Origin of the sequence: Nocardia goodfellowii (assembly GCF_017875645.1) — a bacterium.
GTDB lineage: Bacteria > Actinomycetota > Actinomycetes > Mycobacteriales > Mycobacteriaceae > Nocardia > Nocardia goodfellowii.
This window is the reverse complement of record NZ_JAGGMR010000001.1, coordinates 4632766-4648957: the sequence shown is the minus strand read 5'-3', so window position 1 is coordinate 4648957 and position 16192 is coordinate 4632766. Positions and strand designations below refer to the sequence as shown.

At 64.8% G+C, this 16192-nt stretch carries 19 protein-coding genes; 10 read left to right on the top strand and 9 right to left on the bottom strand.

Annotated elements, in window-relative coordinates; translation table 11 throughout:
• Positions 1-132: 132 nt before the first annotated feature.
• Positions 133-1353 carry an MFS transporter gene (locus BJ987_RS21425; protein ID WP_209893000.1) on the bottom strand — a complete coding sequence of 407 codons (1221 nt, stop codon included), beginning with the start codon at positions 1351-1353 and terminating at the stop codon, positions 133-135.
• Positions 1354-1443: 90 nt separating this feature from the next.
• On the opposite strand from BJ987_RS21425, the gene BJ987_RS21420 reads away from it, so the two are divergent.
• The gene (locus tag BJ987_RS21420; RefSeq protein ID WP_209892997.1) at positions 1444-2043 is read left to right on the top strand and encodes a TetR/AcrR family transcriptional regulator; all 600 of its coding nucleotides are present in this window, start codon (positions 1444-1446) and stop codon (positions 2041-2043) included.
• A 180-nt stretch (positions 2044-2223) separates the two neighbouring features.
• Positions 2224-2631 (top strand): hypothetical protein, encoded by a 408-nt coding sequence (locus tag BJ987_RS21415; protein WP_209892994.1) that lies wholly within the window; start codon positions 2224-2226, stop codon positions 2629-2631.
• A 357-nt stretch (positions 2632-2988) separates the two neighbouring features.
• On the opposite strand, the gene BJ987_RS21410 is transcribed toward BJ987_RS21415, so the two are convergent.
• Positions 2989-4464, bottom strand: a complete 1476-nt coding sequence (locus BJ987_RS21410; protein WP_307869705.1) for a carboxylesterase/lipase family protein — start codon at positions 4462-4464, stop codon at positions 2989-2991.
• Positions 4465-4658: 194 nt separating this feature from the next.
• The gene (locus tag BJ987_RS21405; protein WP_307869907.1) at positions 4659-5576 is read right to left on the bottom strand and encodes a MerR family transcriptional regulator; all 918 of its coding nucleotides are present in this window, start codon (positions 5574-5576) and stop codon (positions 4659-4661) included.
• Between the two features lie 150 nt (positions 5577-5726).
• On the opposite strand from BJ987_RS21405, the gene acpM reads away from it, so the two are divergent.
• Together acpM and BJ987_RS21395 are read left to right on the top strand one after the other, a co-directional pair.
• Positions 5727-6032 (top strand): meromycolate extension acyl carrier protein AcpM, encoded by a 306-nt coding sequence (gene acpM, locus BJ987_RS21400; protein ID WP_209892985.1) that lies wholly within the window; start codon positions 5727-5729, stop codon positions 6030-6032.
• A gap of 58 nt (positions 6033-6090) precedes the next feature.
• Positions 6091-6516 carry an SRPBCC family protein gene (locus BJ987_RS21395; protein WP_245366070.1) on the top strand — a complete coding sequence of 142 codons (426 nt, stop codon included), beginning with the start codon at positions 6091-6093 and terminating at the stop codon, positions 6514-6516.
• A gap of 75 nt (positions 6517-6591) precedes the next feature.
• Here BJ987_RS21395 and BJ987_RS21390 read toward each other — a convergent pair whose 3' ends face one another.
• Both BJ987_RS21390 and BJ987_RS21385 read right to left on the bottom strand, forming a co-directional pair.
• Positions 6592-7164, bottom strand: a complete 573-nt coding sequence (locus BJ987_RS21390) for a GNAT family N-acetyltransferase (RefSeq protein WP_209892979.1) — start codon at positions 7162-7164, stop codon at positions 6592-6594.
• 611 nt (positions 7165-7775) lie between these two features.
• A complete protein-coding gene (locus BJ987_RS21385; protein WP_209892978.1) occupies positions 7776-8666 on the bottom strand; it encodes an NAD(P)-dependent oxidoreductase in 891 nt (296 codons plus the stop codon).
• Positions 8667-8772: 106 nt separating this feature from the next.
• Here BJ987_RS21385 and BJ987_RS37375 point away from each other — a divergent pair, with 106 nt between their 5' ends.
• Positions 8773-9120, top strand: coding sequence for a winged helix-turn-helix transcriptional regulator (locus tag BJ987_RS37375; protein ID WP_307869906.1), 348 nt, complete (start codon positions 8773-8775; stop codon positions 9118-9120).
• A 335-nt stretch (positions 9121-9455) separates the two neighbouring features.
• Here BJ987_RS37375 and BJ987_RS21375 read toward each other — a convergent pair whose 3' ends face one another.
• Positions 9456-10313: an alpha/beta fold hydrolase gene (locus BJ987_RS21375; protein ID WP_209892974.1), complete on the bottom strand. Its 858-nt coding sequence runs from the start codon at positions 10311-10313 to the stop codon at positions 9456-9458.
• Between the two features lie 65 nt (positions 10314-10378).
• On the opposite strand from BJ987_RS21375, the gene BJ987_RS21370 reads away from it, so the two are divergent.
• Positions 10379-10978: a TetR/AcrR family transcriptional regulator gene (locus tag BJ987_RS21370; RefSeq protein ID WP_209892971.1), complete on the top strand. Its 600-nt coding sequence runs from the start codon at positions 10379-10381 to the stop codon at positions 10976-10978.
• A 484-nt stretch (positions 10979-11462) separates the two neighbouring features.
• Positions 11463-11819 (top strand): hypothetical protein, encoded by a 357-nt coding sequence (locus BJ987_RS21365; protein WP_209892968.1) that lies wholly within the window; start codon positions 11463-11465, stop codon positions 11817-11819.
• A gap of 60 nt (positions 11820-11879) precedes the next feature.
• On the opposite strand, the gene BJ987_RS21360 is transcribed toward BJ987_RS21365, so the two are convergent.
• Entirely contained in the window at positions 11880-12497 is a 618-nt protein-coding gene (locus tag BJ987_RS21360; RefSeq protein WP_281070383.1) for a GNAT family N-acetyltransferase, read from the bottom strand.
• A 288-nt stretch (positions 12498-12785) separates the two neighbouring features.
• On the opposite strand from BJ987_RS21360, the gene BJ987_RS21355 reads away from it, so the two are divergent.
• Entirely contained in the window at positions 12786-13124 is a 339-nt protein-coding gene (locus BJ987_RS21355) for a metalloregulator ArsR/SmtB family transcription factor (protein ID WP_209892964.1), read from the top strand.
• Between the two features lie 11 nt (positions 13125-13135).
• Positions 13136-13879, top strand: coding sequence for a DUF2071 domain-containing protein (locus tag BJ987_RS21350; protein ID WP_245366068.1), 744 nt, complete (start codon positions 13136-13138; stop codon positions 13877-13879).
• Here BJ987_RS21350 and BJ987_RS38365 read toward each other — a convergent pair.
• Entirely contained in the window at positions 13831-14274 is a 444-nt protein-coding gene (locus tag BJ987_RS38365; RefSeq protein ID WP_245366067.1) for a hypothetical protein, read from the bottom strand. The two genes, BJ987_RS21350 and BJ987_RS38365, sit on opposite strands and share 49 nt — an antisense overlap.
• 99 nt (positions 14275-14373) lie before the next feature.
• On the opposite strand from BJ987_RS38365, the gene BJ987_RS21340 reads away from it, so the two are divergent.
• Positions 14374-14760 (top strand): hypothetical protein, encoded by a 387-nt coding sequence (locus BJ987_RS21340; RefSeq protein ID WP_209892956.1) that lies wholly within the window; start codon positions 14374-14376, stop codon positions 14758-14760.
• Positions 14761-15036: 276 nt separating this feature from the next.
• Here BJ987_RS21340 and BJ987_RS21335 read toward each other — a convergent pair whose 3' ends face one another.
• Positions 15037-15987 carry an ankyrin repeat domain-containing protein gene (locus BJ987_RS21335; protein WP_209892953.1) on the bottom strand — a complete coding sequence of 317 codons (951 nt, stop codon included), beginning with the start codon at positions 15985-15987 and terminating at the stop codon, positions 15037-15039.
• Positions 15988-16192: the final 205 nt, after the last annotated feature.

Sequence of the window (16192 nt, the reverse complement as noted above, 5' to 3'; positions counted from 1 at the left end):
CGCTGTCCATGCTTCATGACCCGATGAGTGCTACGGCAATATCGTGGGTCAGCTGGCACGCGCGAGAGGCGTGCGCGGATGTGGGCAGAGATCGCTCCCGCGCATACGGAAGCGATCCCTCGAACGAGAAATTCAGTTGCTCAGTCGCTGCGCATGGCTATCCGGCGCGCTCCTATCGGAGGGGTGGTGGGTCCAGACCGCGAGCGCGGCCAGGAGCAGCACTACCCCGGCGAAGACCAGCATCGCGGACAGCGAGGCGGAGTCGACGACCATTCCGCCGGCCAGCGCGCCGAGCCCGATCGCCAGGTTGAATACCGCGACCCACAGTGCGGACGCGGCTTCCACCGCGCTGGGCGCGGCTTTGATCATCCACGTCTGCAAGCTCACCGACACTCCACCGAAGACCAGCCCCCATGCGATCAACAACATCACCCCGCCGATCGGTCCGCGACCGAGCAGCGGGAACAGCAATACCAGCACGGCCAATCCTGCGGCGATGCCGAACACCGTCGGGTGCACAGCCCGCCCGATAAACGCGCCCACGAGGAAGTTCCCGGCGATGCCCGCCACGCCGAATCCCAGCAACAGCGGGCCGACGAATTCGGCGCTGATCCCGGACAGTTGCTGCAGAACCGGCCCGATGAAGGTATAGGCGGCGAAATGCCCGGTCACGACAAGGAACGTGGCTACGATGCCCGCTCGCGCGCCGGGATTGCGAAACTGCTCAGCCAGCTGGACAAGCCCGACAGGTCGGGTGGCAACCAACGGCGGCAGCACCGCGACCAAGACCACCAAGACGACCAGAGCCAGCACGCTCAGGGCCGCGAAAGCCAGGCGCCAGCCCGCGAATCCACCCAACGCGGTCCCGAGGGGGACGCCGAGCACGTTCGCCGCACCGACTCCGCCGAAGATGATGGCCGTGGCTTTCGGTACGGCCTGCTCGGTCACCAGTCGCACCGCCAGTCCTGCGGCCACCGCCCAGAAGCCGCCGATCGCGATGCCGACCAGCACTCTGGAGGCCAGCATGACGCCCAAATTCGGCGCCACCGCCGAGATCGTGTTGGCCACCGTCATGAGGCCCATCAGAGCGACGAGCAACACCCGGCGATCGAGCCGGCCGATGACCAGCGGCACTACCGGCGCCGCCAGCGCGGCCACGATACTGGCCCCGGTCACCATCAATCCGGCCGTGCCCGCAGAGATCCGCAATGCGCCGCCGACGGCGGACAGCAACCCGATAGGCAACTGCTCGGCCGTCACGAGCAGAAACGTCCCGACTGCCACTGCGGCCACGGCCGACCAGCGATTCGCCTGTGGGACAACAGTATCGGAGGTGTGCTCTGTCGTAGTCAATGCCGACTCCTAAATTTGGTAGCGATCGTTCCCATATCGCAGGACCCTAATACGGGAACGATCGCTACACAACTGTGTTAGATTGGCTTCGTGCCACGCCCGCGCGAGTTCGACGAGCAGGAGGTGGTCGCCAAGGCGACCGCCGTCTTCCGGCGCCGCGGCTACCACGCCACTTCCGTCCGTGACTTGGGCGAGGAACTGGCCCTCAAGCCCAGCAGCCTCTACCGGACCTTCACCGACAAGCACACCCTGTTCCTGCGCGCACTCGACCACTACCGCGCCCACGACTCAGCCGAAGCCGAACGCCGTCTCGAACAGGCGGATTCGTGTCGAGAAGCGTTGCGAGACTGGATGATCTGGATGATCAGCGGTGCCCCCGAGGCGGAGGACGCCGACGGGTGCTTCGTGGTCAACACCGCCACCGAGCTCGGCACCACCGACGCCGCGGTGCGGCAACGCATCGAAGCCGCATTCGAGGTCACCCGCGAAGCTCTCCACAATGTGCTCCGCCGTGGCCTCGCCGCCGCGGAACTGCCCGCCGACCTCGATATCGACGCAGCGGTCGAATTCCTCTTCACCACCGTGCTCGGCTTGCGAGTCAGAGAACGTGCCGGTCACAGCCCAGCCCGATTGATCACCGCGATAGATTTCGCCATCAGCTCACTCGGCCCCGCACCCGAAAACGCGTGATGCCGTCCTGCTGTGGCGAACGCTTTGCAGGTAGACCCTTCCCGCGACAACGCCATCCCGCGATCCGGCGGTCGCGCTCGGCCTGTTGATCTTCTACACGCCGGCCGGTTCGAGATGCGCGGGTCGCGGCATTGGCGGAGGTGGTCGCGGGCCGCGGTGGCGCGGTGGTTCAATCGCTCGATGCGTGGTGACGAGATCATCGGTCAGTGGAGTGCGGAGGCCGGGTATCACAGCTCGATGGAGGATGAACAGTTCGTCTTCTGGGGTGATGGTGTGGGGTTGGTGGAGTACGCGCGGCCGGGGGCGAGTGAGTGCGTGCTGTTCCGGTGGGCGCGGACGGCGATTCGGACGGTGCGGCTCGAACCGCATCGGCGCGTCCGGAGCGGCGGCGGTGCGGTAGATAATGATGTGCCCGAGGTGGTCGAGATCGGTTATCGGATCACGCGGGAGCTGCGGCCGTTGATCGGTGAGGTGCTGCCGGTGCTGTATCTGCCCGCTCCGTTCGCGGCGACGCCGGACGGCGGGTACGGGTTGATCACGCGGGAACCGGCGGTGTATTTCACGAACTTGCGGCGCGCGAGTTCGTGACTCGGGGCATCGTCCAGTCTTGTGCGAACCACGCACACATCCGCTGCGCCTGCTTGTAGCCACAATCAGAAGCTGCGTGGCCGTTCTGAGACTTGGATACGATTCTGCTGCAACCATTTTCATCGAGTACAACAGGCAGCCCTGTGCCTTGCGCGCACCGAATCGCGGAGTCCGGCAGGGTCCGTGCGCGTCTGAAGCCGAGATCGGATCGCCCGGTCGATCTTCCGTAGGCCACCACTGGCCGAGCTCAGGACCCCGAAGACGACATGCCACTACCTCACGGCGTTGAGATGACCTCTGCGCGCCATCATTTTGCAGGCACGAGCGAGCCACTCGCTGCCGCGAAGGTTGCGGCCTTTACCGGATGTGGGGACTCAGTGCGTCGAAGTGGTGCGCCTGCCAGATTCGGCGTGACCGCTCTTCTGGATAAGCGGCAGTGAAAGGCTGTGCGGTGTATACCCGCGTGGTCCGCGCCCGCGGCTCGTAGGCGCCCCATCCAGGGTTCCCGGTGGTGGCGAATCGCACCCAATCCGCGCGCATATGCCCGGCGACCTTCACGGCCTCAGCAACGGCGTTCGGATAAGCGGTCGGATGTCGCTGGATGTCGTCGGTGGTGAGTGTGCCGAACACGAGCAGGAAGTCCAGGCTGTGCGAGGCGCCCTGGTCGCTGTCGAAGCCCCAGCACAGCTCATAGGTCCAAGCATGACCACCGCCGGCGTGCTGGGCGTGGGCCAAGTGCAGACTCGGCATCCGAAACAGCCAGTCGGCGTTGACGATCTCGTGCAGCTGGGCGAGTGTGGCGTCGAGATATGCGTCCCGGTACCGGCCGTCGTCGGGCAGGCCGCGACAGCGGGTGATTGCTTCGCTGACCTGTTCCTGAGTCGGATCGCGGTCGAGGTGTGTCGTGAAGAGGCGGTATTCGTCGCGGGTGTGCCCAACCAGTAGATCAATATTGCGTGCGGCACCGTTGTTCAAGGCTTGCCAGGGAGCTTGCGGCAGGTGCTCGGGGTCGAGAACCGGCGAGAACGGCGTCGGCGTCAAAGCCATCGGCCCCCACACGTCGGCGAATCGCGGCATCGTTGTGACGATCGCCTGGGTGGCGTCGATGAAAGCAGCGGGCGGAACGGAAGCGAGGTCCTCGACGGTGGCGTGCACGCCGAGTGCACCGGTGATGGCTGCCGAGATCGCTGCGGCCAGCTCCGGTGTGAAGAAGGTTCCTGGGACGCTCTGCGCTATCGCGCGACTAAACAATCCAGCCGCCAACGGCATGCAGGTCAGCGCCGCGATGCAACCCGCACCCGCGGACTGACCGAACACGGTGACGTTGCCGGGATCGCCACCGAACATTTCGATGTTGTGCCGCACCCATCGCAGGGCGGCGATCTGGTCGAGGATGCCGCGGTTGTCCGGCGCACCGGCGATGTGGGCGAAGCCTTCGAATCCGGTGCGGTAGTTGATGCTGACGACCACCACACCAGCGGCAGCCAAGACCGCGCCGTCGGCATGCGGGTTGGCTGAGCTGCCCTGCAGGTAGGCCCCGCCATGAATCCACACCATCACCGGCAGCCCGCCCCTGCCCGGAGCGGGAGACCACACATTCAGCGACAGACAGTCATCCGAACCGTCCTCGACGACACCAGCCACAGCCCCCATCACCGATCCGGTGTGCCCGGCCTGTGGAACCGCGTGACCGAACACAGAAGCATCGCGCACGCCATCCCACCGTTCGCACTCAACAGGCGCCCGGAACCGACGGGACCCGAACGGAGGGTCGCGCATAAGCAATCCCGCGAAACACCGCGAGTCCGGTTTCCCATCTGCCTCGCACCACACCCGCAGTGGTACGAATCTCTGGCTCGGTGTTCACTATCGCCCTCTTCTCGAACAACGCCATCGACTGGCCCATCACAGTCCGGATACTGCGTGTCGCCTGCTCGATGGCAGATGCCGACCTATCGAGTGGGGGTCGCGGCGGGGAGGTACGTAGGCCGATCTATCCACATCCTCGGTCGCGACGACCACCGCGGTCAATTCATGGAGGTAAGGTCCGGTCCGCGATCGGCCGAGTCCGCCAGCGCGTTGAACAACCAGTCGTGAGCCCTTCCGATCGTGACCCGCGATGGGAAGAACTGCTCTGTCAGCGTCCAGTAGCGCTGGACCCGGTAGTCGGTATCGGTTGCGTCACTGAGCAACTGGCTGCGAAAGCTCGAGGAGTCACGTTCTCCTCGCGCCCGAGCGTGAGCGGCGACGAACCGATCGAGTTCGCCTCCGGCATACGGTGGCACCGCCTCTGCTACGAGCGGGACGACGTCTACCATCACCTCCCCCACCTCTTCGTACAGCGTTCGCGGGTCACGAATCATCTCCGGCCGATTACGCCAATATTGCTGCCGCACAATGCTGCTCATCGAGGGGTCGGCCACGAGAGCGGCCAGCTCCGCATACGCGACCACTTCGTCGACGGAGGGGACCGCCGGCGGATTCGGGACGTTCCAACACACCCACGGGTCGCTGTCACACCGGGGCAACGGCGCGAGAACCTCTCGCCAGAACTCGACGAGGCGGTTGTATACCGCAGTGCCGTCCTGTGCTGCCGCCAGCAAGGTGAGCCGCCCAGGTTGGTGCTCGAGGGAGGTTGTCGCGACAGCGCGCAGTGCAGCCTGCCGCCATGCCATAGTCTCGAATTCGATTGCCAGACGCGCACTTTCGGCGGCGATGACTTCTGTCATCGATCGCCGGCCGTGCAGCACGTCGGTGATCGAGTCCAAACCTAGACCGAGGGCACGCAGACGCCGGATCAGCAGCAGTCGGTCGGTGGCATCGTCGGCATCGAACATTCGGTGTCCGCCTGGGCTGCGCTGCGACTCGAGCATGCCTTCGTCGCAGTAGAACCTGATGGTCCGAACCGCGAGGCCGGTCCTCCGCGCCAGCTCCCCGATGCCCACTGCCACATCGGACTTCGTGTTGTCGGTCACAACCTCTTGCACCTCCACCCCACTGGAGCTCTTAGCGTACAAGCACCCGTCGCTCGCTTCGCCGAGGCACCGAGCCTGTGGCCGACGCGGCGGGGTGATCGCACCGAGGAAGGGTGATCCATGGCTACTACACAGACAGAAATCGTTGCCGGCATAGCGGAGATCGTGGAGGAGGTGACCGGCATCGAGGCCGCTGAGGTGACGCTGGATAAAACCTTCGTCGACGATCTGGACATCGACTCACTGTCGCTGGTCGAGATCGCCGTGCAGCTCGAGGACAAGTACGAGGTGAAGATCCCGGACGAGGATCTGGCGAGCCTGCGCACCGTCGGCGACGCAGTCGCCTACGTCCAGAAGATGGAAGCCGAGATGCCGCAACTCGCGGCGGACCTGGAAGCGAAATACAAGGAAGGCCAAGCCAATTGATCAGCCGTGGATGGGTCTCGCAACTCGCGGAGGTGACGAGGTGATAGCCGATCCACTGTTGAATCCCGCCGCGGTCGAGCTCGGCAGCTTCTTCCCGCAGCCGCCAGAGTCTGTGTGGCGCGCGTTGACCGAGCCGGAACTAATGGGACGGTGGCTGCTTCGACCTGCCGGGTTCGCCGCCTCGGTCGGTACTTGCTTTCGATTCACCATCCCGGACTCATCAATCGACGAGATCCTCTGCGAGGTGCTGGCGGCTCGGCCGTACCAGCAACTCACCTACAGCTGGGCGTATCCGCAGGCCGAGTATCCCGCTCGCTGGGTGGTCGACTGGACACTGCAACCACAGGGTCGAGGCACACGACTTCTACTGACACAGACAGGTTTCGACATCGAAGATCGGCGGCAAAAGATGGCGCGCAACGCTACAGAACGCGGCTGGAAAAGACTTGTCCTGCCACGGCTCGGCCAGGTGATTCCCTGCTGAGCAGAAAGGAGGAAGGTCCCCGCAAACATCTCCCTGCGAGTCTGACCCACTGCCGACAGGAGTCGGCAGGTAGGACTACCGGTGCTTGACCCAGTACATTCCGCGTCCAGATTCCGCGGGTGCGCGCTTGGCTCGGGACTCGACACGATCGAGGTGATAACCGAGTCGTCGGGCGACGGCGGCGCTGCGGAGATTGGCTTCATCACAGTGGATCTCAACACTGTCGATGCATGGCAGTTCCAAGGCGATTCGCGTCAATGAGGCAACGCTGCGAGTCACGACACCGCGACCGGTGTGTGCGGCGTGGCACCAATAGCCGATTTCCAACCGCGAGGGGCCGAGACTGTCGTGCAGGCTGATCGCGCCGAGGAGCGTGCCGTCCGGGTCAAAAATGCCGAAGTCGAAGCTGCGGTCGGCAGTGGGCCAACTCGCGGCACACATTCGACTGCGTGCGCGTTGCTTTTCTAACGTCGGTGGTTCGGCGAGCCAATCCATCCAAGGACGGAGGTGCTCGTAGGACGCTGTGATCGCCTGGAATCGGGCCATCAGATCTTCCGGCTGCCAGCGACGTATCAGGAGATCGTCCAGAACAATTCGTTGCGGAGGACCGACACCCGTTGCTAGAGCGTGGGAACCTGCAACGGTCATGCAGTAGATACTGGCGGTCTACCCTCTGCACGGCAACTCGATATCCACCGCCGTGCCGACATGCAGGCCATTGGTCTGTAAGCACAACCGCAAATCGACCTTGTCCGAGCCGGAGGTGACCACTGCGTCGGCACAGCTGGACTGGTCGGCCTGCGCGACCGGGCGGTGATGATCGTTCCCGCGAACGACATCAACACCGCGGCGATCACGGTCCTCAGAAACATGGACAGCTCCTTCTCGCAGGCAATTGCGCACATGGCACCGAAGTAGTCGGCTCCATCGCCCTATTCGGATCCAGCGGGCCCGCCGGATCGAGAAAGGGCGGAAACAACATCCCCACCTGCGGTGCGGTATCTCGGCCCATAGCCGTTGAGCGGTCGAGTACTTTTGTTGCCAGCACATGCGTCGTGCCTGCCTGCTGCACCCGGCCGACCTGGGGCGATGGCCACGATCCGCACATGGGCCAAGTAGCTGCGGGCACTACCTATGTGTTCGCCAGCGCGTGCCCAGCGTGATTTCCGTGCGTCGTCGGCAACTCACCGGTGGCACACCGAAATGCGCCGACTAAATCGAAACGCGCACCACTGCAATTCGACCGGCCCGCAACGGGATCATTGATGCTGTGCAACTGGCGTTTTCGGGCGGCGCAGGAGGTCTACGACGCCGGTGGTGGACTCGCTTCCGCCACCCTCGGCGACCCGGCGCTCCATCAATGCCATGAAGGGTGTGAGGAGTTCGGGACTGACGCCTTGTTCCTCGGCGGTCCGCAGCAACGTACCGTTCGTCGTGCACATCATCGCCAGATTCGACTCGACGCCCTCAGCGTAGTCGCCACTGGCCAGCTGGGCGGCGGTGCCGTAGGCGTATCCGGCCATCGCCTGTTGATAGCCGACCATGAGGGGCGCGAAATCGGCCGGTGAGATGTCTTCTGAGCCGATCAACGCGAAAGCGTGTGCGGCGCCTGCGAACATGCCCCACATCGCGCTGAGCAAAGCGATGTCGTAGAGCGCGGCGAATCCGGCGTCCGAGCCCACGTAGTTGACACCGGCCGGCACGGTCAAAGCCTCGGCGTGGGTCTCATATACCTCGGCCGAGCCGCTGTAGAAAACGTATCCACCGGAATCGGCGACACCGATCATCGACGGTACGGCCATGATCCCGGCGTCCAGAAGACGGCCGCCGCGCATGGTGATCCAGTCGGACAGGGCACGCGCCTCGGCTGGAGTACTGGTGGTCATGTTGACGATGTCGCGGCCGGTCAGGTCGATGCCGTCCAGGGTCTCGCGCACCGAGACATCGTCGAGGAGGCACACGACAACAAGCGAGTTGGCAGCTGCGGCTTCGGCGGCGGTCGCGGCGACGACAGCCCCCTCGGGAGCCGGTCGAGCACTTCGGTTCCAGACCGTGACGGTGTACCCGGTCGTGAGCCAGGAGCGGACCAGTGCCGCGCCCATATCACCGAGACCGAGGACGGTGAGCGACTTCTTCGAAGATTCGGACATGGGGAATACTCTCGGCGAGACATCCGGGCGCATCAAGTACGCACATCGAAGTGGGTACCTACTTCCGGGTAAGGGAATATGCAGGCAGAAGGGGTATTTCGTGCCGATCACACGCAGGCCCGGCGCTTACACGTGCGGGCTCGACGCCACCCTCTCGGTACTGAACGGCAAGTGGAAGATGATGATCCTGTGGCCGCTGAGCGAACGCCCGCATCGCTTCGGTGAATTACGCCGCCAGGTGCCGGGCGTGTCGGAGAAGGTCCTCACCGCGCAACTGCGCGAGCTGGAAGCCGACGGAATCGTGCACCGAGAGGTGTTCGACGAGGTGGTTCCTCGCGTCGAATACTCGCTGACCGCACTGGGCGAGCTGCTCAATGCCGCTCTGCTCCCGTTGGAAGCCTGGGGCCGTGAACATCTCATGGGCGATAGCCCGCTTTCGTCAACCAATCGGTGATATCGGATGTTTCGATGCCGACGGGTAGCGAACGGATACGGCGCACCTACGGCATTTCGGAGCGTTCCCACGTGGCGATCAAACCGATTCGGCGGTAATTCTTTTCACCGAAGAAGTACGTCGCTGATGTGGTGCGGACAGCGGTAGTAGCGGTTGTCGACCGCTTCGATCGACATCGGTCCGATCGAGGGCGCGGCAGATGGGACACTCATCCGGCCGAAACTCGATTCACCGGCGGGGCTCGCCTGAATCAGGCTGACGTGTTGAGGCAGATCGGGGTATCGGGCCGCACCCGCTGAGGGCCGCGCTGGTCCGCGAGAGGCGGCCTGGATTACCTAATCGCGCGGCCGGAGGTGTTCCAGGACGAGGCTGCGGACGGGTTCGACATCGGCCAGCAGGCCGTGCCCCGCACCGGGGAGAACCACCGTATGGGCTCCGGCACGCCGCGCGACCTCCTCGGCCACCGCCGAATCGTGCACCTCGCTCGCCCCGGCCAGTGCGACGAAGGTCGGGACCGGCAGCTGGGTCAGCCCATCCGGCAGGTGCGGATAGACGATCGGCGAGGACGGGAAGTGTGCGGCTCCGTGGGCGAGCAGGTCGAAGTAGGCCTCCAGGTGCGCCGGTCCGCTGCCGGGGCCGTCCGGTGCCAGCACCGCGCGGGCGGCCTCGAATGTGGGGTGCGGGTCGCGGTTTCGGCCCAGCTCCTCGAATTCGGGACTGAGCCCGGCGAAGACCAGGGGCGGGTCGAGCAGGACCAGCCGTCGCACCCGTTCGGGATGGGCAATGGTGAACCGGTACGCGAGGTGACCGCCCAGCGACTGACCGCACAGGTCGGCCGCCGGTAGCCCGAGCAGATCGAAGGTTTCGGCCAGCCAGTCCACGAGATCGTCCATGCTGGTCAAGGCTGCGCCGGTATGCCGGCTGCGGCCCGCCTCGCCGATGATGTCCACGGCGTGCACGCGATGCTCCTCGGCCAGCGCACCGACGACCGGGTACCACATCGTGGACGTGCCGCCGTATCCGTGCAGCAGCACCAGCGACTGCGCCGCGGCCGAGCCGGCGGAGGTGACCCGCGTCGTTCCGTATCGACCCGGAAGATCTACGGTCTCGACCGGTACCGGCCAGTGGGCCAGCACCGCGTCGTAGGCCCCGAAATATGCTGCTTCCAGCTCAGGGCTGGCGAATGTACTCATCGCATCTCCTTTTGCAAGTCAGCTGTATTATGTCAGATGTATGGAAAAGAAGGGAAGGGGTTCGAGTGCCGAAACAGGTCGACCACCGAGAACGTCGCGAAACCATCGCGCGCGCCCTGTGGCGAGTAGTCGAACAACAAGGTTGGGCCCGCGCGACGATGCGCGAGGTCGCCCGTGAGGCGGATGCCTCCCTGGGGCAGGTACAGCACTATTTCCGTTCCCGGACAGCGATGCTCGTCTTCGCGATGGAATTCGCTGCCGAACAGACCGCACAGCGCGTCACCCAGGGACTCGACCGTCTCGGCTCACCTCCGCACCCCCGAGACGTGCTGCGAGTGACGCTCATGGAGATGCTCCCCCTGCACCCGGACGCCCGCGCCACCAGCCGGATGAGCGCCGCCTACACCCTCGAGGCGCTCCACGACCCGGAGCTGCACGAGCAGGCCCGCCTCGGACTCCATGACGGCAGAGCACTCACCGAACGCTTGATCAGGCAGGCGATCGCCGACGGCCACATCGCCCGGGATCGTGAACCGGCGATCGAGACGAACCTCCTGCTCGCGCTTACCGGCTTCACCCCGCTGCTCGAGTTCGACGTCATCGATCCAGAGGCCGCGCTGGCGGCCATCGATTACTACCTCGACCGACTCTTCGACTGCACCTGAAGCTCGCCACCCCCACGGCGCGGAGATCACGCAGGCCATGAATCGCGCCCCCGGGCCGGCCTCAGATTGCGCCTAGATCGCTCGGGTAACGGTTGCTGGACCGCGGCTTTCGGTGCCGAAGTGCACCGACGGGACGTTGTTATGCCTGAGCTGATTTGCTCACACTCCGTCACTGCAAGGGGTCAAATGAGGTGCCCTTAGTCGCGGTAGGTTCTATTACCGTCATTCAAGCGGTTCCGGCTTCACAGGGGGCATCGTGAGCAGCGCATCCGTAGTGGCACCCGCAGAGTCTGATTTCGCAACCACGTGTCGGGTGGTTCGGCTTTCGGCGGTGGTCGATCAACCTATGTGGCGCCATGCGCTGTCACCGTTGCTCGACTGCTGCTATCGACGCTGGCGAGGCCGACTGGAAGTCGAATGTTTCCCGCCGCTGTCACGCTGGCGGCGGATCGATCGGGCCTCGCGAGATACCACGGTGCCGTGTTTGGAAGCTGAAGTCTCGGCTGCGGCGGCCGGACACGAAATCGATTTGGATAACAGCTCGCTGACGACAGCGTTCGCTACGGTGGTGATGTTGCTGTCCGGATGCCCGGCGACAGTAACCGACTGCACATCCGTTGCGCCGGTACACGAGTCCGATACCGGCTCCGGGCAGAATTTCTCGGCGAGCCGCGCAGTGGACATTTCTTTGTACGCGCTCGAGGGCGATGATCTGACGTTGGCCCAAGATCTCGCCACCACGATCGTGGCCGCGGGCGGCGGGACGATCCGCCACCGTGATGTCGCTCGAATCGAACTACCAATGGACAGGTCGAACCACAGCGGTACTTGGCCCAGCTAAATCCCGGCGGTGCGTGGGTCGACGTTTCGGTGATATCAACTTTGCTGACGTTCATGATCGTCATGGTCTCGACGGAACCCCGAAAAGCGATAGGCATTCCGGCAATCCGGCCACTTCCACCCGCATGCGTGGACCGGTTTCCCATTGGGCGCGCGTAAGCCGTAACCGACGCAGCATCGCCGGTTTCCCCCGCACCGCATGCATCTCGACCCCGTCGAACCGGTACCCGAGTTTGCGAGAAACCGCGTGCGACGCCAGATTGTCCTCGAACGCACCTGACACCGCCGAATCCGCCCCGAGCAAGGCAAAAGCCAGCTCCAACACCGCAGCCCGCATCTCCGTTCCCATCCCTTGGCCATGGTGTTTCAAACCCAGCCACGATCCGGTGTTCACCTCCGCGCAAACCGCGAAGTCTCGCGCACCCACCGACTGCGTACCGACCACTTCACCATCGCGGAGCACGACGAGGTTGAGCGCCCATGACGCGACCCGCCACTCGGCCCAGCACCGCCAGTGCCACTGCAACAATCCCCGCGCACGTTCATCCGGCCCCGCATCGGTCCACCCCGCCGTGAACGGTTGCACCGCCGGATCATGCACGCCCTCGGCAGCTAGCCCGGCAAGTGCACCAAGGTCCTCCATGCTCGGCATCCGCAACTCCAGTCGCGGTGTGCGCATCCGCAATCCGGCCAAAGGCCAATACGACATCAGGCTCATGCTGACCATCATGAACAGCGAACACCTCTGCCGGCCAACAATTTTGAGGGCAGCAAGACGTCACGAATGGTTCGAACAGGCGCACTGTCGATACCTCGTCGATACAGCGCGTCGGTCCTTCGTAGGGACGCAGCATCTCGCACAAACCTCCGTATGGGGCGCATACGGGCCGCGAGATGGCGGGTGATCTTGTCGACACTGCCTGTCGCGCCCTTCTTCGCTATTTAGCTAGAGTGCTAAATTGCCACTATGACCGAGAGCGACCCTGCCGACGAAGCGGGAGTATTCCGCGCACTGGCCGATTCGACGCGCCGCCAGATCTTGGAAGACCTTCGCTCCGGCGAGTTGACCGCGGGTGACATCGCCGCGAGATTCCCGATCAGTGGCCCCTCGATCTCCCGGCATCTGAGCGTGCTCAAGGCCGCCGGGCTGGTCCGGGAGCGCCGAGACGCCAATCGAATCTTCTACTCGCTGGTCGAGGAGCGGCTGGCGTTGTGCGTCGGCAGATTTCTGAGCACGATCTGCCCCGAGCAGGTCATCGTCAGACAGCGCAGAGCCCGCAACACCAAGAACGGGGAACCCGGATGAGACCACCGCGAATGTCCAGCGTCATAGAACGACGCCTGCTTGTGAACTACCGAGTCGACCCCGCGATCGCCGCAGCAATGATGCCGCCGACAATGCGACCGCAATTGGTCGACGGCTGGGCGGTCGCGGGCGTCTGTCTGATCCGCCTCGGACAGTTCCGGCCCAGTGCACTACCCGGCTGGGCCGGACTGCGTACCGAGAACGCGGCACATCGCATCGCGGTCGAATGGGATGGCCCGCAAGGACACTCGACCGGCGTGTATATCGCGCGCCGCGACAGCAGCTCGCTGATCAACGTCCTGGCCGGTGGGCGACTCTTCCCCGGCGAGCACAACGCCGCGCGGTTCGACGTCCGCGAAACAGCGCGGGAGCTCCACGTCGCCTACCGCACCCGCGACGAAACCATCTCCGTCAGTGTCGACGTCCGGACCGCCGGGCGCTTCCAGGGCAGCGAATTGTTCGCCGATCTCGCGCAGGCATCGGAGTTCTTCAGGCAGGGCTCGGCCGGATTCTCGGCCACCCGAGGCGGCCAACGCCTGGACGGGCTCGAGCTCCGAACAGACGCATGGCAGGTCGAACCCGTCGACATCCAATCCGTTCGGTCCACGATCTTCGACGACCCGGACCGGTTCCCGCCGGGCAGCGCGAAACTCGACTGTGCGCTACTGATGCGCCAGGTACCGGTGACCTGGCGGGCCCTGGAACCTCAGCACGTCGTTGCCGACTGCGCCGCCGAAGGGCACAGCGCCCGCTGAGAACCACTGTCCGCCAATCGGTTCGGGCATTCGACCAGCGCGCGGCGCCACATGACAGTGCGTTCGAATCTTATGTCGGCTCGGTCCCGAGGAGAGCCGAAATCCGTTGTGCCACTCCACAGCCACGGGTGGATATGCGCCTCGATGTAGTTGTCGAGCACGTCTTGATAGTCGGCCGCAGCTTCGGCCAGTGCGATGAGACCCATGTGTCCGGCGACACCGAAGTTCGAGGGGTTCAGGTAGCTGTCGGGATAGCAGAACGTCGTGCGTTCCAAACCGCCCCGCTCAAGCGTAGGTGCGCTGAGCCGAACCGCGGTGCAGCACCTACCAGCGCTCGCCGAAAGTTCAACGCCCCATATACCGGCCGATTTCCAGCCTTCCGCCGACGCCTGCACGGTGCGGGCCGAACTCCTTCCGCCCCGCCTCGCGCACCAGTTCGCTGTGCTGAGAAGATGTCCCGTGCCGGGGATCGCCTCGGGAGAAGGGACATGCTCATGCGACGAACAGCTTTCATCGTGTCGGCGCTGATGGTCGTCGGTTGCGGACTCACCGCGGTTACCGGTACCGCGGGAGCGGTCGACGACAAGGCGACATGCGCTGCCTTCAACGAGGCCTGGACCGATCTGAACAACCGGCTCGGAGCACTCGGCGGCGCGGGTTCGTTCTCCGAACTGCGGGAAATCTACCTCGACACCGCCGGGAAACTCCGCGTCGTGGCCGACGCCGCAGACCCGGGCGCGCTCAAAGACGCGCTCAATACCACTGCGGCACAACTGAGTCGGCTCGAGACCGCGACGAACCACGACGACTTCGACAGGGTGATGGAGGATCCCGCTCTCACCGATGCCTTGGACGCGGCCGGCACGCCCTGCGGTCTCTGATCTCGCTCGGCGGCGCGACGGCCCGCCGTCACCGCCCCGGTCTCGGGAGGGCACGCTGCGTAGCGAGGGTCATCGCCGATCGAGTCAGCTCGGAGTCGACCGTCGAACATTCCCGAATCGGCCCGCTCGGTCAGCGCGCCACGGGTGCCGATACCGGACGTTCGTGAGGCGCCGAGCTGCTGCTCACCAAACGTGACAGACACCAGTCACCGACCTCGTCACCCGACGACTGGGAACACCCCGCGCCCGCGGCCCCCAGTTCGGTCATCCGAGCGGTCAGGGCCGGTACCGATAGTCGCCGTCGGGCACACGTAGCCACATGTCCGGTGGTCCAGCGAAGGCGCGCGCGTCGCGCGGGCGTAACCCGGCCCACGCGCAGCAGTAGGCGAGGACGTCGTACTGATACAGGTACGAGGTGAGGATGTCCTCGGCGGAATCCTCGTCGGACGGGTCGAGGGCGGGACTGATATCCGAGCTGGTGCGCACGCCGTCGACACTGGTGCTGCCCTGGCAGCCGCTCTTCGGGTTGAAGTACATCCCATAGCATTTCGTGCCGGGAGACAGGCGGGTGGAGATGCCGGGCATCGAGGCGATGTAGGACCAGGGTTGGGCGATCGCGCAGCCGCCGGGCACATCGGTCGCCCACATCGTCAACTCGGTGTCAGCGGACAGGGGCCAGCTCGCCATGTCGTCCGCAGTCACCGATCCCGCCGGCACAACCTCGGCGTCCAACCGGCGGACAGCCTCGGCCGCGTCGATGCCCGCGACACAGACCAGGCTCATCCCGTCAACCCATGGTGTGCCTAGTGCCGTAGTCAGCTGGCGTCTTTCCTCGACTGCGACTTGTTCGGCGGCCGACAACGCGCCGGTGACCAGCGGATACTGCCCAGCCAGGCTCAGCCTCGCCGGAGACCAGCCCGCCATCATCGGTCGCGCCGGATCAGCGCCCGCGGCCAGCAACACGCGGGCGTTGTCGGGACGGTTGGCATACACCGCACGCCACAACGCGGTACGGCCCCACGCCATCGCATCGACATCACCCACCCGCGACGCCACCTCCGCCACCACCTCCGCAGAACCGTGCGTGGCGGCCATGTCCAACGGTCTCTGCTGGCCGCGCAGTACGACATCGGGGTCGGCACCCGCTTCTAGACGTGCGCGTATCTGTCTTGGATCGGTCCATGCCGCCCATCCGACGCCAGCCCAGCCACCCTGCTCATCATGCATGACCACAGTGTGCAGTCTCGAACATATGTTCGGCAAGCTACTGCGTCCGTCACGGTGACACTACTGCTTGGAATCGAACTACCGAGCGTGGCAACATTTTTGGCCGACACCGGCGATATTCACGGCCCGAGAATTCCCCTGCGGCTTCGATACCGGCAAACTGCCCCGAACTGAGCGCAGCCCGACCGGGACGCTTGCTGCCCTC